The sequence below is a fragment of the Citrobacter sp. Cpo030 genome (genome assembly GCF_030333005.1).
GTDB lineage: Bacteria > Pseudomonadota > Gammaproteobacteria > Enterobacterales > Enterobacteriaceae > Citrobacter > Citrobacter portucalensis.
Genome location: NZ_JAOWGT010000068.1, coordinates 98,463 through 112,474 on the forward strand (window position 1 = coordinate 98,463; position 14,012 = coordinate 112,474).

At 52.9% G+C, this 14,012-nt stretch carries 14 protein-coding genes; 2 read left to right on the top strand and 12 right to left on the bottom strand.

Features of this window, described 5'->3' with window-relative positions:
- Positions 1-243: 243 nt before the first annotated feature.
- The 3 genes from pspG to OGY37_RS15430 all read right to left on the bottom strand — a co-directional run bounded on the left by pspG (position 244) and on the right by OGY37_RS15430 (position 2,214).
- A complete protein-coding gene (gene pspG / locus OGY37_RS15420) occupies positions 244-486 on the bottom strand; it encodes an envelope stress response protein PspG (protein ID WP_003031713.1) in 243 nt (80 codons plus the stop codon).
- Between the two features lie 133 nt (positions 487-619).
- A complete protein-coding gene (gene dusA / locus OGY37_RS15425; RefSeq protein ID WP_003826604.1) occupies positions 620-1,618 on the bottom strand; it encodes a tRNA dihydrouridine(20/20a) synthase DusA in 999 nt (332 codons plus the stop codon).
- A 107-nt stretch (positions 1,619-1,725) separates the two neighbouring features.
- Entirely contained in the window at positions 1,726-2,214 is a 489-nt protein-coding gene (locus OGY37_RS15430) for a cupin domain-containing protein (RefSeq protein WP_003031710.1), read from the bottom strand.
- A gap of 115 nt (positions 2,215-2,329) precedes the next feature.
- Between OGY37_RS15430 and zur the strand changes: the two genes are divergently transcribed.
- Positions 2,330-2,848 carry a zinc uptake transcriptional repressor Zur gene (gene zur, locus OGY37_RS15435; RefSeq protein ID WP_003031709.1) on the top strand — a complete coding sequence of 173 codons (519 nt, stop codon included), beginning with the start codon at positions 2,330-2,332 and terminating at the stop codon, positions 2,846-2,848.
- A 48-nt stretch (positions 2,849-2,896) separates the two neighbouring features.
- Here zur and OGY37_RS15440 read toward each other — a convergent pair whose 3' ends face one another.
- The 4 genes from OGY37_RS15440 to OGY37_RS15455 all read right to left on the bottom strand — a co-directional run bounded on the left by OGY37_RS15440 (position 2,897) and on the right by OGY37_RS15455 (position 5,780).
- Positions 2,897-3,106, bottom strand: coding sequence for a CsbD family protein (locus tag OGY37_RS15440; RefSeq protein WP_003031706.1), 210 nt, complete (start codon positions 3,104-3,106; stop codon positions 2,897-2,899).
- Between the two features lie 136 nt (positions 3,107-3,242).
- Positions 3,243-4,562 (bottom strand): MATE family efflux transporter DinF, encoded by a 1,320-nt coding sequence (dinF, locus tag OGY37_RS15445; RefSeq protein ID WP_126319527.1) that lies wholly within the window; start codon positions 4,560-4,562, stop codon positions 3,243-3,245.
- A 131-nt stretch (positions 4,563-4,693) separates the two neighbouring features.
- Positions 4,694-5,302, bottom strand: coding sequence for a transcriptional repressor LexA (gene lexA, locus OGY37_RS15450; RefSeq protein ID WP_003826596.1), 609 nt, complete (start codon positions 5,300-5,302; stop codon positions 4,694-4,696).
- Between the two features lie 109 nt (positions 5,303-5,411).
- Complete coding sequence (locus tag OGY37_RS15455) at positions 5,412-5,780, bottom strand: diacylglycerol kinase (protein ID WP_003826594.1); 369 nt, start codon at positions 5,778-5,780, stop codon at positions 5,412-5,414.
- 170 nt (positions 5,781-5,950) lie between these two features.
- Here OGY37_RS15455 and plsB point away from each other — a divergent pair, with 170 nt between their 5' ends.
- Positions 5,951-8,371: a glycerol-3-phosphate 1-O-acyltransferase PlsB gene (gene plsB / locus OGY37_RS15460; RefSeq protein ID WP_003826592.1), complete on the top strand. Its 2,421-nt coding sequence runs from the start codon at positions 5,951-5,953 to the stop codon at positions 8,369-8,371.
- A gap of 106 nt (positions 8,372-8,477) precedes the next feature.
- Here plsB and ubiA read toward each other — a convergent pair whose 3' ends face one another.
- The 5 genes from ubiA to malK all read right to left on the bottom strand — a co-directional run bounded on the left by ubiA (position 8,478) and on the right by malK (position 13,659).
- On the bottom strand, positions 8,478-9,350 hold the full coding sequence (gene ubiA, locus OGY37_RS15465; protein WP_003826589.1) for a 4-hydroxybenzoate octaprenyltransferase: 873 nt from the start codon (positions 9,348-9,350) through the stop codon (positions 8,478-8,480).
- Between the two features lie 13 nt (positions 9,351-9,363).
- Entirely contained in the window at positions 9,364-9,861 is a 498-nt protein-coding gene (gene ubiC, locus OGY37_RS15470; protein ID WP_003826587.1) for a chorismate lyase, read from the bottom strand.
- Positions 9,862-10,041: 180 nt separating this feature from the next.
- Complete coding sequence (gene malM / locus OGY37_RS15475) at positions 10,042-10,989, bottom strand: maltose operon protein MalM (RefSeq protein ID WP_003826585.1); 948 nt, start codon at positions 10,987-10,989, stop codon at positions 10,042-10,044.
- Positions 10,990-11,102: 113 nt separating this feature from the next.
- On the bottom strand, positions 11,103-12,458 hold the full coding sequence (locus OGY37_RS15480; protein WP_003826583.1) for a maltoporin: 1,356 nt from the start codon (positions 12,456-12,458) through the stop codon (positions 11,103-11,105).
- A gap of 91 nt (positions 12,459-12,549) precedes the next feature.
- A complete protein-coding gene (gene malK, locus OGY37_RS15485) occupies positions 12,550-13,659 on the bottom strand; it encodes a maltose/maltodextrin ABC transporter ATP-binding protein MalK (RefSeq protein WP_048215134.1) in 1,110 nt (369 codons plus the stop codon).
- Positions 13,660-14,012 lie beyond the last annotated feature (353 nt).

A 14,012-nucleotide genomic window follows, 5' to 3' on the forward strand; every position in this document is an offset into this window, starting at 1 on the left:
CAGGAGCTTACTGGAGTAAGTGACTGGGGTGAATGAAAGCAGCCAACACACCTGGAGTTTGAATTATGACGGGGAAAGAAAGAATTAGGGCTTCCCGCAGGAAGCCCTTTCTTTTTTTAGTTCGGCTGTATGTAGGGTACAGCTCGATGAATTCGTTAACCTGGCAATAGTGACAGATTTGATAATCAATTCCTATTTGGTTCTAAAGGCAATGTTGCAGGTTGTGACGTACCGCTCAATACCTTAGTAAAACCGGCGGTTATTGCGCTGATACTGTGGGACTTTTGGCGCTTTTATCGCCTTGATAACCCACACCACGGCAACAGCCAGTAGCAGCCAGGGCAACAGTTTAATCATCAAGGCAAATAGTCCGCCCAGAAACATCACTGCGGTGGCTACGACCAATGCGGCCAGAACGCCCAGCAAAGAAACGCCGGTGACCATCAGCATGATAAAAAATCCAATCACAAAAAGTAGTTCCAGCATGGCTCTCTCCCGAAATGAAATTCTCTCCATTGCTTTACAAGAAACATGCCAAAAATAATGCGTTGATTTATAAAGAAAACGCCCTGCGACAAAGCGCAGGGCGTGGTGAAATTAACTAACTTTTGGTGAAAACTTAACGCTTGTCTGCCACCAGCTTCAACGCGTGCTCCAGAACGTTAATATCTGCCCCGGCTTTATGTGCATTCTCGCTCAGATAGCGACGCCACTGACGGGCACCAGGGATCCCCTGAAACAGCCCCAACATATGGCGTGTCACATGTCCCAAATAGGTTCCCTTACTCAGTTCACGCTCAATATACGGGTACATGGCGCGCACCACGGCGACCGGATCGGTATCTTCGGTAGCGGCAGAGAAAATCTCACGGTCAACGGACGCCAGAATACCTGGGTTTTGGTAAGCTTCACGCCCCACCATCACGCCATCCATATGTTGCAGATGAATTTTCGCTTCTTCCAACGATTTAATGCCGCCGTTGATCGACATCGTCAGATGCGGGAAATCACGCTTTAGCTGATAAACACGGTCATAATCCAGCGGCGGAATTTCGCGGTTTTCTTTCGGGCTTAACCCGGACAGCCAGGCCTTGCGAGCGTGAATGATAAACATCTCACATTCGCCTTTGCCAGATACCGTGTTGATGAAATCGCAGAGGAATTCGTAGCTGTCCTGGTCATCAATGCCGATACGGGTTTTCACCGTAACCGGAATCGACACCACGTCGCGCATCGCTTTGACGCAATCGGCGACCAGTTGCGCATTCCCCATCAGGCAGGCGCCAAACATGCCATTCTGCACGCGGTCGGAAGGACAACCCACGTTGAGATTGATTTCGTCATAGCCCCGCTGTTCAGCGAGCTTTGCGCACTGCGCCAGCGCCGCAGGATCGCTCCCGCCCAGTTGTAATGCGACCGGATGCTCTTCTTCGCTATACGCCAGATAATCGCCTTTACCATGAATGATTGCCCCAGTGGTTACCATCTCCGTATAGAGCAGCGTCTGGCTGGACAGTAAGCGCAAAAAGTAGCGGCAGTGTCTGTCCGTCCAGTCGAGCATCGGCGCGATAGAAAAACGATGAGCGGGAAAAGCGGTAGACTGAGATTCAGGCAGCATGGCGAATATTCAAGCATCCGGTTAAAAAAGGGGCGCTACTATAGCATAGACCGTTACGATAGTGAGCCACATCCTCGCGGCTCACTCCCCCTGACCCTAAATAAACGCTATTTACGCCCCGGTTTTCCGTCGTGAGATCCAAAAAACTGCGGCGGATGGTCGACCCAGCGATCCTCACGTGTAGCGGCATAGACCGGGTTAAGCGGATAATAAATGCGATTGTATTTTTTGTTCGCCTCACCCACGACTAACAGGCGCACCTCTTCACTGGTGTTATTAATAAAGGTATGGCACACGCCTGTACCTGCCGGGAAACCGACGCTGTCGCCCGGTTCCAGCTTCCATAAATACCCGTTAATCCAGGCCTCAGGATAACCTTCCAGCACGTAGATAAATTCTTCCTCATCGCTTTCAGCGTGCGGGTACGACGTGCGCCGACCCGGCGGCAGGCGTTCATGATGAATGCCGAGTCGTCCTAACCCCAACTTGCGGGCAAGTGGCGCGCCAATAGCAAATAGCTCATCGCTGTCAGGATAAGTGGAGTCATCAGCCCCCTCAACCTCACGCCAGTGGCGAATACAATCGGGTCTTTTCATGGTTATTTTCCAGTATTGCGATGCGTCAGGTATAGCACACCACGGTGGATCTCGGTGTTTTAAGCAGAACATGTTAAAGTAAGGGATTAACCTTCCACGCAAATCGAGGCGCCAAATGGACAAAACCACTACGCAAGAGTTATTGGCTCAAGCTGAAAAACTCTGCGCGCAACGCAACGTGCGGCTTACGCCACAACGCCTCGAAGTACTGCGCCTGATGAGCCTGCAGGAAGGTGCGATCAGCGCCTATGACCTGCTCGACCTGTTGCGGGAAACTGAGCCACAGGCTAAACCACCTACCGTATATCGTGCGCTCGATTTTCTGCTGGAACAAGGTTTCGTGCACAAGGTGGAATCCACCAACAGCTATGTGCTTTGTCATCTGTTCGATCAGCCAACCCACAGTTCTGCAATGTTCATTTGCGACCGCTGCGGCGTGGTAAAAGAAGAGTGTGCGGAAGGTGTGGAAGACATTATGCATACGCTGGCGGCAAAAATGGGCTTTGCACTGCGGCATAACGTTATTGAAGCCCACGGGCTGTGTCCGGCCTGTGTGGAAGTTGAATCTTGCCGCCATCCTGGCGAGTGCCAGCATGACCATACGATTCAGGTGAAGAAGAAGGTTGGGCGCTAGGTAAGCGGGAGAGCGTACATCCTTGTACTCTCAGGAGGGAAGGGTTAATTACCAGCGGTAATCATTACGTTTTTCCCAATCGTTAACTTCTTTCTCCGCCTGATCTTTCGCGTAACCGTAACGCTCCTGGACTTTACCGACCAGTTGGTCACGTTTACCTTCAATGACCGTCATATCATCATCGGTCAGTTTGCCCCATTGCTCTTTCACTTTACCTTTAAACTGCTTCCAGTTGCCGCCGACTTCGTCTTTATTCATCATCAAGTCCTCATCGTTAAGTTGTGAATAGCGAGAGTGCCATGTCCAGACACATGCTGTTTTTGCTGGACGTGAGAATAAGTGTAGTCAGTGATTCTGGGTTTTATTTACTATTCGGAATTTTTAACCATTCCGCTCAGGCAAACCAGGTTCCATTACGCCAGTGACGTCGCCAGATAAAGGCCAGTGAAAGCCCGCGCAACGCCAGGAAAACCGTTAACGCCAACCACAAGCCATGGTTTCCCAGCCACGGCAAAGTCAGCAGCGTTAATGCAAATCCTGTGGCAGCAACGGCCATACTGTTGCGCATTTCTGCCGCGCGCGTCGCGCCAATAAACATTCCGTCGAGCAGATAACACCAGACACCCACCAGCGGTAACACCACCTGCCAGAAAAGATAGCGATCGGCCAGCAGTTGGATTTGCGGCAGCGAGGTCAGTAGCGCAACAATCTGCTCGCCAAACAGGGCATAAACCAACGAGAACAAAATAGCCACAATACCGGACTGTCGGCAGGCCGCCCGCCAGACGTCCAGCAACTGGCTACCATCTCGCGCCCCATAGGCCTGGCCCGAATGCGCTTCCACGGCATAGGCAAATCCATCCAGCGCGTAGGCGGTAAAGGTTAGCAGGGTCATCAGAACGGCATTAACCGCAATGATATCGCCTCCCAGACGCGCACCCAGCACCGTGATAGCGCCAAAACAGAGCTGCAGCAGTAGCGAGCGCAACATGATGTCACGGTTAAGTGCCAACAAACGGCGGAAGTTGCCACGCCACGCCTGCTTCAGCATTGCCAGCGAAATTCCGCGCATATGCAGGACTTTTCGCACCATCATCAGGCCGATCAGCAAGGTGGCATATTCAGCAATCACCGTTGCCAGTGCCGCACCCTGCACGTTCATATGCAGGCCCATCACCAGCCATATATCAAGCACAATGTTGAGAATATTGCCGACAATCAACAAGATAACCGGCGCACGCGCATACTGAACGCCAAGCAGCCAGCCGAGCAGCACCAGATTCGCCAGCGAGGCGGGTGCGCTTAACCAGCGAATTTCAAGGAAACGTCGGGCCTGCTCCAGTACCGCTTCACTTCCGCCAACAATGTGCAGAGCCAGATCGATAATTGGCGTACGAAACAGTGCGATAAGCAACCCCGCTCCCAGCGCCAGCATGAGCGGCTGCACCAGTGCGCGCGCCAGCGCTTGTGGATTTTTCGCACCAAATGCCTGTGCGGTCAGACCAGTGGTACTCATGCGCAAAAAAAGCAGCAGCATAAAAAGAAAACTGGTTGCCGTAGCACCAACCGCAACACCGCCAAGATAGACCGGACTATCCAGATGACCAATCACCGCAGTATCCACCAGTCCCAGCAGAGGAACGGTGATATTGGAGAAGATCATCGGTAAGGCGAGGTGCCAGAGTGCTTTATCAGAAGAGGTAAAGAAAGGCATACAGGAGGGCCTGAGAAGAAGTTAGACGTACTGGACAATGTGATGCAGGCCCGGCAAGCGCAGCGCTACCGGGCACGTTGCCGGATGGCGACGTCATCGTCTTATCCGGCCTACAGGGATTCAACAGAAAATTACAGCCATTCACCGTTACGAATGACGCCTACTGCCAGCCCTTCAATAGTGAAGTTTTGTTCGCGCAGGTCGACAACGATAGGTTTGAATTCGCTGTTTTCTGGCAAGAGTTCAACCTTGTTGCCCTGCTTTTTCAGACGCTTAACCGTAACTTCGTCATCAATACGGGCAACAACAACCTGGCCGTTACGCACGTCCTGGGTCTTATGCACAGCGAGTAAATCACCGTCCATAATCCCGATATCTTTCATCGACATACCGCTAACGCGCAGCAGAAAATCGGCGTTCGGTTTGAACAGTGAAGGATCGACCTGATAGTGGCCTTCAATGTGCTGCTGCGCCAAAAGTGGCTCACCGGCTGCCACGCGCCCCACAAGCGGTAACCCTTCTTCTTCTTCCTGCAACAGTCGAATACCGCGCGATGCGCCGGATACAATTTCCAGCACACCTTTACGCGCCAGCGCTTTCAGGTGTTCTTCAGCTGCGTTTGGGGAACGGAACCCCAAACGCTGCGCGATCTCCGCACGCGTCGGTGGCATACCTGTCTGGCTGATGTGATCTCTAATGAGATCAAACACCTCTTGTTGCCTGGCCGTTAACGCTTTCATTCCGCCCCCTGGGTGTATATACAGTTATGCTGTGAGTATATACAGCTAAAGGCGATTTTGGAACCGCAAACTGCACAAAAAACAGGAGATTTATGCAGTTGTGGAAGCCTTATCGCAAATGCGACCACAACAGAATGCCCCAGGTGATCAGCGCGACAAAAATAGACAGCAATACCGCTGCCGACCCCATATCTTTCGCCCGACCGGAAAGTTCGTGGTACTCAGAACCAATACGATCAACTACCGCTTCAATCGCACTGTTGAGGATTTCAACGATCATCACCAGCATCACAGAACCGATCAACAACACGCGGGTAATTGCATCAACATCCAGCCAGCAGGCGATGGCGACGCCCAGCAGGACGGCAACACTTTCCTGACGGAATGCCGCCTCATTAATCCATGCAGCGCGAAAACCTTTCCAGGAATAACCTGCTGCTTTGATAATTCGGGTGAATCCAGTGGTATTATTGGCCATCAAAAAGAACCTTTTTACATTATTAGCGTCAATGTCATTGTAACGTTACCCCGTTTGTTCAGGGTGTGGCAAAGCAGCGCGAAGTATGACCGGATACCACAGAAATTCACTAAACTTTCTGATATCCTTGCAGCGCATTTGCATTATTAACCAGAGGCTTTACATCGTTTATGTCCGGCTGGCCACGAATTTACTACAAATTACTGAATTTACCATTAAGCGTCCTGGTAAAAAGCAAGTCTATTCCAGCAGAACCTGCTCCGGAATTGGGACTCGATACTTCGCGTCCCATTATGTACGTCCTACCGTACAATTCGAAAGCAGACTTGCTGACGCTGCGTGCCCAATGTCTGGTGCACGACCTCCCCGATCCCCTGGAACCACTAGAGATAGACGGAACGCTGTTACCGCGCTACGTGTTTATTCACGGCGGTCCGCGTGTATTCACCTATTACACGCCGAAAGAAGAGTCTATCAAGCTGTTCCACAACTATCTCGACTTGCATCGCAGCAATCCAGATCTGGATGTGCAGATGGTGCCGGTTTCGGTGATGTTTGGCCGTGCGCCGGGGCGTGAAAAAGGCGAGGTCAATCCGCCGTTACGTATGCTAAACGGCGTACAGAAATTCTTTGCGGTGTCCTGGCTGGGTCGCGACAGTTTTGTCCGTTTCTCCCCGTCGGTCTCTCTGCGCCGTATGGCGGATGAACACGGTACGGATAAGATCATCGCCCAGAAGCTGGCACGCGTGGCGCGTATGCACTTTGCTCGCCAGCGCCTGGCCGCTGTCGGCCCGCGCCTCCCTGCCCGCCAGGATCTGTTTAATAAACTGTTAGCTTCAAAAGCGATCGCTCGTGCGGTAGAAGATGAAGCGCGCAGTAAAAAAATCTCCCACGAAAAAGCGCAGCAAAATGCCATTGCGCTGATGGAAGAGATTGCCGCCAACTTCTCCTACGAAATGATTCGTCTGACGGACCGTATTTTGGGCTTTACCTGGAACCGTCTGTATCAGGGGATTAACGTTCATAATGCTGAACGTGTACGCCAGTTGGCGCACGATGGGCATGAAATCGTGTACGTTCCGTGCCACCGCAGCCATATGGACTATATGCTGCTGTCGTACGTTCTGTACCATCAGGGTTTGGTGCCGCCGCACATCGCAGCCGGTATCAACCTGAACTTCTGGCCAGCGGGTCCGATTTTCCGCCGTCTGGGCGCGTTCTTTATTCGTCGTACCTTCAAGGGCAACAAGCTCTATTCCACCGTATTCCGCGAATACCTGGGCGAGCTGTTCAGCCGCGGCTACTCGGTTGAGTACTTTGTCGAAGGGGGCCGTTCACGTACCGGTCGTCTGCTCGACCCGAAAACCGGCACGCTGTCGATGACTATTCAGGCGATGCTGCGCGGCGGTACGCGCCCTATTACCCTCGTACCTATTTACATCGGCTATGAGCACGTAATGGAAGTGGGCACCTACGCGAAAGAGTTGCGTGGCGCGACGAAAGAGAAAGAAAGTCTGCCGCAAATGCTGCGTGGCTTAAGCAAGCTGCGTAACCTGGGTCAGGGCTACGTCAACTTTGGTGAACCAATGCCATTGATGACTTACCTCAACCAGCATGTGCCGGAGTGGCGTGAATCTATTGACCCTATCGAGTCTATCCGCCCGGCCTGGTTGACGCCGACGGTGAATAACATTGCCGCCGATTTGATGGTGCGCATTAACAACGCAGGCGCGGCCAACGCCATGAACCTGTGCTGTACTGCTTTACTGGCCTCCCGCCAGCGCTCTCTGACCCGTGAACAGCTGACCGAGCAGCTTGACTGCTACCTGAGCCTGCTGCGCAACGTGCCGTACGCGGCGGATGCTACTGTTCCTGCGCAGAGTGCCAGTGAACTGATCGACCACGCCTTGCAGATGAACAAGTTTGAGGTCGAGAAAGACACCATCGGTGACATCATTATTCTGCCGCGCGAGCAGGCGGTATTGATGACCTACTACCGCAATAATATTGCGCATATGCTGGTTCTGCCTTCGTTGATGGCAGCCATTGTGACTCAGCATCGTCGTATTTCACGCGCCGCATTGCAGCAGCATATTGATGCGCTGTACCCGATGCTGAAAGCGGAGCTGTTCTTACGCTGGGAGCGTGATGAGCTTGCCGGGGTAATTGATGAACTGGCCAGCGAAATGCAGCGCCAGGGACTCATCACCCTGACCGATGACGAACTGCATATCAATCCAGCCCGCTCCCGCACGCTACAGTTGCTGGCGGCAGGTGCTCGCGAGACGTTGCAGCGCTACGCCATTACCTTCTGGCTGCTGAGCGCGAACCCGTCCATCAACCGTGGCACGCTGGAAAAAGAGAGCCGCACCGTGGCGCAACGCCTCTCAGTGCTGCACGGCATTAACGCGCCGGAATTCTTCGATAAAGCCGTGTTCAGCTCTCTGGTGCTGACGCTGCGTGACGAGGGATTCATCAGCGATACCGGAGATGCCGAACCGGAAGAGACGATGAAGATCTATCAGATGCTGGCCGAACTGGTCACGTCAGATGTGCGTCTGACTATCGAGAGCGCCACTCAGGGCGAGTAAGCATAAAAAACCGGTCATTTTGAACTGCACCTTACTTCGTTGGGTGTCCAACTTTTTGGGTGCAGTTCAAAATGACCGGTTTTTTATTTTGCAGGCTAAGCCAAAATCAAAAATGCCAGTAGCTCATTGCCAGGCCTAAGAACAGCACCAGACCGACGTAGTTATTGTTCATAAACGCTTTAAAGCAGGCATCACGTTCACGGTTGACGATCAGTTTCTGCTGATAGACAAACAGCGCGCCCGCCACCAGCAGAGACCAGTAATAGCCCAGTCCTAACCCGTTTAACCAGCCCACCAGCGCCATCAGCACCAGCACGCCTACCTGCAAAATACCAATAATCAGCTTGTCGTTCTGACCGAACAGGATCGCGGTCGATTTAATGCCGATCTTCAGGTCATCATCCCGGTCAACCATGGCGTACTGCGTATCATAAGCCACCGCCCAGAGAATATTCGCAAGGAACATCAGCCAGCAGCTCAGCGGTACGGACTCACTCACGGCGGCGAACGCCATCGGGATCGACCAGCCAAACGCCGCCCCCAGCACCACCTGCGGCAGATGCGTATAGCGCTTCATAAACGGATAAACCCACGCTAATGCTAATGCCGCAACGGATAACAAAATGGTCATCGTGTTGAGGGTCAAAACCAGCAGGAAGGCCAGCAGCACCAGTACCACAAACAGCGTTCGGGCTTCTTTCTCGGTGACAGCCCCGCTCGGCAGCGGTCTATTCGCGGTGCGTTTGACGTGCCCGTCAAATTTCCTGTCGGCATAATCATTCACCACGCATCCGGCGGCGCGCATTAACCAAACGCCAGCGACAAAAACCGCCAGGATCCACAGTTGCGGCATGCCTGGGGTCGCCACCCACAGTGCCCACAGCGTAGGCCAGAGCAGCAGTAAGGCGCCGATTGGCTTATCCGTACGCATCAAGCGGTGAAACGCCAGCAGCTTATTCTGCGTCAGACTCCACTCCATCTTTATCTTCCTCTCAGTACAACGGCGACGCAGGCAGAAAAAGCTCGGTAAGCATCAGTGGCTTACCGCTCAGCCGCAGGCGGGAACGACGCCCCCACAGCGCTGCATCGCGGCCAATCTCAATAAAATCTCGGGTCAATGTCGATGACGTAAACAGGTAGCGTCCGAGCGGGGTTTTCCCAAGGTTCTGTAAGGCCAGTTCAGGGCCGCACAAGGTTGATTCAGGCACCACAGTCCGTCCGGCAAGCCAGGGTTCACCATCCGCGCATAACAGGATTTCACGTAACCAATAACGAGACTCTTTAGGCAGCAGCGTCAGTTCTTCAGCCACCTCATTTTGCCCAACGAATTCTTCGCGAATCAACGTTACGGTGACCTTTTTCCCCTGCTGCTCAAAACGTTTGGTCATGGAATCTTCCAGTAACAACCAGTCGAGCAGTTGGGCGTCCAGCGCTGGGATCGCATCAAAATAACGCAGCGCACGCAGTTGCGTTAACGCAGGGTGTGGCATGCCTTACTCTCCGATTTATAACCTGAAGGCATTGTATCGCAGAAAAGGCATTACGGGGTGAGCAAACACGATTAAGTGATCGGTAGGGCAACATAAGTGTAACAATTAGCACCGAAGGATAAAAAAAGGTGCGCCAGGAGACGCACCAGTTGTTGCAAAATCAACAATGTGGGGAGAAGTTTACCCCTTGCCTTTTACACTGCTGATAAAGGTGGATCGGGCAGATTTGGATCCCAGACGTTCCGCTTCATCAAGCAGCTTCAGCGCTTTATCAACATCGCCTTTTGCAACTGCATCCTTAATCGCCTGATTAAAATAGCTTTCCGTGTCGTTCAGCATTGGCTCGCTTTTCTTCACGGGTTGTGGTGCCGGAGCAGCAACGGCTGCCGCCGGAGCCGCGTAGGCCACTGCAGGCGCTGCGGTATTACCAACCGTAACAGGGCCAGGACCGGAAGAACCAAACAGCGGCCCGACCAGCACGCTGGAGGAGGAGCTGGTTTTAACTTTCAGATGCAGCAGACCGTCGGTGGTGTGGCGGGCAATCGGGTCCGGAATATCCGGAACAGCGTTACCTACCCCCTTGGCATAGGCTTTTGCCGGGTCAAGCAGGGTTGTGGTCTGCTGGAGATCTTTATCAGTAGTAAAGACCAGAACATACAGTTTTTGCTGTCCCAGCGCTGGCGTCAGGCGCATCACCCCTTCCAGGCGATCGGCACTCATCACACCCGGTGCCTGGTAGGTAAAGTAACTGCTAGGGAAGAACGCAGATGGCGTCATGTTCTGATCAAGAATTAAGACGTTTGGCGCGAATACGCTGGTTTGTTTGTTAACTTCACTGCTCAGTGTCAGGGTCAGTTCACCAATGTTGGCCGGTACGCTGTAGGCGGCAACCGGGCCGCTAATACCGGCAATGTCCAGACGCTGTCCCGCTGTCGCCAACGAGGTTGATTGGGTTTTCGATTGATCAACTGGCGTCCAGGTTAACTGTTGCAACGCTGCAGTGGGAATAGCAGGCGCCGCGGTGGTGTTCTGCGGAACAATATTTACATCGGCCAGGCTGATGCCAGGCGCGCTGGCAAATAACCCTGCAGATAAACAAAGGGCAACGAGACTTTTCTTCATTTTCATTGTTATCACCTCAGATAGCATGGGTTCAGCGGTGGCCAGGCAATAGCGCGCTAAACCGTAATCAAGAGGGGCTTGCGCCCCTCTTTCGGTCTTTACGTCAGGTTAGAGCTGAATTACCACCAGATTTCCATCTGAGCACCGAAGGACCACTCATCGCTGTCGCCACGGCTGGTTGTGCTGATACCAGAGTTCGTTGCAGCTGCGTATTTAGATACGTTGTTACCATTTTTAACGTAGCCCCACTCTTCATCCCATTTGGCATAGGTTGCAAAGACGCGGATTGCCGGACGAGACCAGATGCTGTCGCCTGCCTGCCACTGTTGTGCCAAGGTGATTTTGTATTGGCTGTTGCGATCGCCAGTCTGTTGAGATTTGACGTTGTCGTAGCCGACTTCCATCAGGGTGCTCATGATTGGTGTCCATTTGTACATCGGACGAATACCCACGGTGTACCATTCAGTACCCAGGTCATTATCCATGTCGATATTCTGATACATACCGACGTACATCAGGTCCCACTTGTCGCCCAGAGAGATAGCACCGTGGTCAAGTACGCGCACCAGGCTACCGTTGTTATTGATATTGTTGTTTACATGATGGATAACGGGATCATTTGGTGTTGCCTGGGTATCGAAGGTTGAACCGTAAGTACCCTGCGAGCCACCTTTACCCTGCGTGGTCATCGCATCAGTTGCATACTGAACCACGAACTTGTTATAGCCCTTCAGCATGCTCTGAGTATGTTCTGCAGTGAACATCCAGCCATCTTTAGAAGCGCTATCCGCGTAGCTATAACCGTCAGTTTTATTCGCACGACCGTAGTCAACACCCAGTTCCAGCATGCCGTCCGGGTTAATGGCCATCTGCGCTAAACGCATGTCGAATACGTCGTTCGCGGTATCTTTGGATGTGTCGTAGATATTCTGGCTACTGAAGGTGTAAGAACCACCCGCTTCCTGAGAACGGGTTGCGGCCAGAGACAGTTTACCGAAGCCCAGATCGATGTTTTCAATACCGGCACCAGGACCTGAAATATCCCAGTAGTAGAAGTCGATCATGTGGACGTCATGACGCTGATAGAAACGTTTACCGGCCCAGATGGTGGAACCCGGCAGCCATTCAATCAGGTTTTTACCCTGCACGTTGGCTTCGCGGAAAGCAGGATCGGTCGCTTCCCAGTCATTCTGCTGTGCAACGGAGTAGGCAACGTTGGTGTCGAAGTAGAAGCTCTTATCGCCCTCTTTCCACACTTCCTGACCTAATTTGATTTCCGCATAGGTTTCACATTCGTTACCAAGACGGTATTTACTTTGGGCACCAGTTGCCTGGAAACACTGTTGTTCACCGCCGCTACCTGTCCAGCCAATGCCGGAACGAGCATAACCATGGAAATCCACAGCCATTGCCTGAACAGACATAATGCCTGCTGCTACAGCAACCGCCAGAGGGAGTTTGCGCAGAGTAATCATCGTTCTATCTCCTGAGATCATTGCTTTTCTTTAAACGCTGCCACCGTCTAAAACTGCGAATGGTTTTGCGTTTCGTTTTTTTATGGGGACCTTAAACGCCCGGCTCCTGGTGCAACCGACGACATGCAGTGCCATCCTCACGGAACAGATGGCAACGCTCTGGCGGCAGGCCGATAGCGAATGTGGCACCCTCTTCTACCAACACCACGTCGTTCTGGCGGTAAACCAGGTTTTGACGGATGGCGGGGATCTGGATATGAATTTGTGTTTCGTGACCAAGCTGCTCGACCACCTGCACTTCACCTTCGAGGGTGACATCGGCGATATCGCTGGGCAGCAGATGTTCCGGGCGGATACCTAAAGACATGTTGGCGCCAACCTGTACCGCATGGCTGTCTACCGGGAGCCATATTTGCTGGCGGTTGGGCAGTTCAACCTGCACCTGATCGATAGCCGTTGCCGTGACTTTCACCGGCAGGAAGTTCATCTTCGGTGAACCAATGAAGCCCGCCACAAAGCGGTCAGCCGGGTAGTGATACAGTTCCAGAGGCTTACCAACCTGCGCTACGCGACCGGCATCCAGCACCACAATTTTGTCGGCCAGCGTCATCGCTTCGACCTGATCGTGGGTAACGTAAATCATCGTGCGGCCAAGACGTTTATGCAGGCGGGAGATTTCAATACGCATCTGCACGCGCAGAGCGGCATCGAGGTTCGACAGTGGTTCGTCCAGCAGGAATACGCGCGGTTCGGCGACCAGCGTACGGCCAATCGCCACACGCTGACGTTGTCCGCCGGAAAGCGCTTTTGGTTTACGCTCCAGCAGGTGTGCCAGTTGCAGAACTTCCGCAACCTGGTTCACGCGCTGGTTCATCACCTCTTTTTTCGCTCCGGCCAGTTTGAGGCCGAACGACATGTTTTCCGCGACGGACAAATGGGGATACAACGCGTAGGACTGAAAGACCATGCCTACACCACGTTCGGCGGGCGGAATGTCGTTCATCCGGGTCTCCCCGATAAACAGGTCACCACTGGTGATGGTTTCAAGTCCGGCGATCATACGCAGCAAGGTCGACTTACCGCAGCCTGACGGTCCGACAAACACCACGAATTCCCCTTCGTGAATGTCGAGATTGATATCTTTCGATACCACCACGTCACCCCAGGCTTTCGTTACATTTCGTAGCTGTACGCTCGCCATGCCCTTCTCCCTTCGTTACAACCTGTCATCGACAGCAACATTCATGATGGGCTGACTATGCGCGATCCCTTGACTGCGTGAATCCTCCACCCCCCGGCTTTTTTATGGGGGAGGAGGCGGGAGGATGAGAGAGCAGCGTCTGAGACCCGGGCCACCAGCCTCAGAGGAATTTCGTGATGCAGCCTGCAAAAATCGGTGGGTTTTTATGTGCGCCAGTACGCAATACTCACATTTATGTAACACAGATCACATAAAGAGCGGGTGGGGCGTAGGGGTAAGGAGGATGGAAAGAGGTTGTCGTATAAAGAAACTAGTAACCGTTAAGCCACCTCTGCAAAATCACCAAACAGGAT

Coding starts and splice junctions, on each gene's coding strand:
- pspG (WP_003031713.1), bottom strand. CDS start 486: ATGCTGGAACTACTTTTTGTGATTGGATTTTTTATCATGCTGATGGTC.
- dinF (WP_126319527.1), bottom strand. CDS start 4,562: ATGCCTTTCTTTACCTCTTCTGATAAAGCACTCTGGCACCTCGCCTTA.
- dusA (WP_003826604.1), bottom strand. CDS start 1,618: ATGCTGCCTGAATCTCAGTCTACCGCTTTTCCCGCTCATCGTTTTTCT.
- OGY37_RS15430 (WP_003031710.1), bottom strand. CDS start 2,214: ATGAAAAGACCCGATTGTATTCGCCACTGGCGTGAGGTTGAGGGGGCT.
- lexA (WP_003826596.1), bottom strand. CDS start 5,302: ATGAAAGCGTTAACGGCCAGGCAACAAGAGGTGTTTGATCTCATTAGA.
- plsB (WP_003826592.1), top strand. CDS start 5,951: ATGTCCGGCTGGCCACGAATTTACTACAAATTACTGAATTTACCATTA.
- OGY37_RS15455 (WP_003826594.1), bottom strand. CDS start 5,780: ATGGCCAATAATACCACTGGATTCACCCGAATTATCAAAGCAGCAGGT.
- malK (WP_048215134.1), bottom strand. CDS start 13,659: ATGGCGAGCGTACAGCTACGAAATGTAACGAAAGCCTGGGGTGACGTG.
- OGY37_RS15440 (WP_003031706.1), bottom strand. CDS start 3,106: ATGAATAAAGACGAAGTCGGCGGCAACTGGAAGCAGTTTAAAGGTAAA.
- ubiA (WP_003826589.1), bottom strand. CDS start 9,350: ATGGAGTGGAGTCTGACGCAGAATAAGCTGCTGGCGTTTCACCGCTTG.
- OGY37_RS15480 (WP_003826583.1), bottom strand. CDS start 12,458: ATGATTACTCTGCGCAAACTCCCTCTGGCGGTTGCTGTAGCAGCAGGC.
- ubiC (WP_003826587.1), bottom strand. CDS start 9,861: ATGCCACACCCTGCGTTAACGCAACTGCGTGCGCTGCGTTATTTTGAT.
- malM (WP_003826585.1), bottom strand. CDS start 10,989: ATGAAAATGAAGAAAAGTCTCGTTGCCCTTTGTTTATCTGCAGGGTTA.
- zur (WP_003031709.1), top strand. CDS start 2,330: ATGGACAAAACCACTACGCAAGAGTTATTGGCTCAAGCTGAAAAACTC.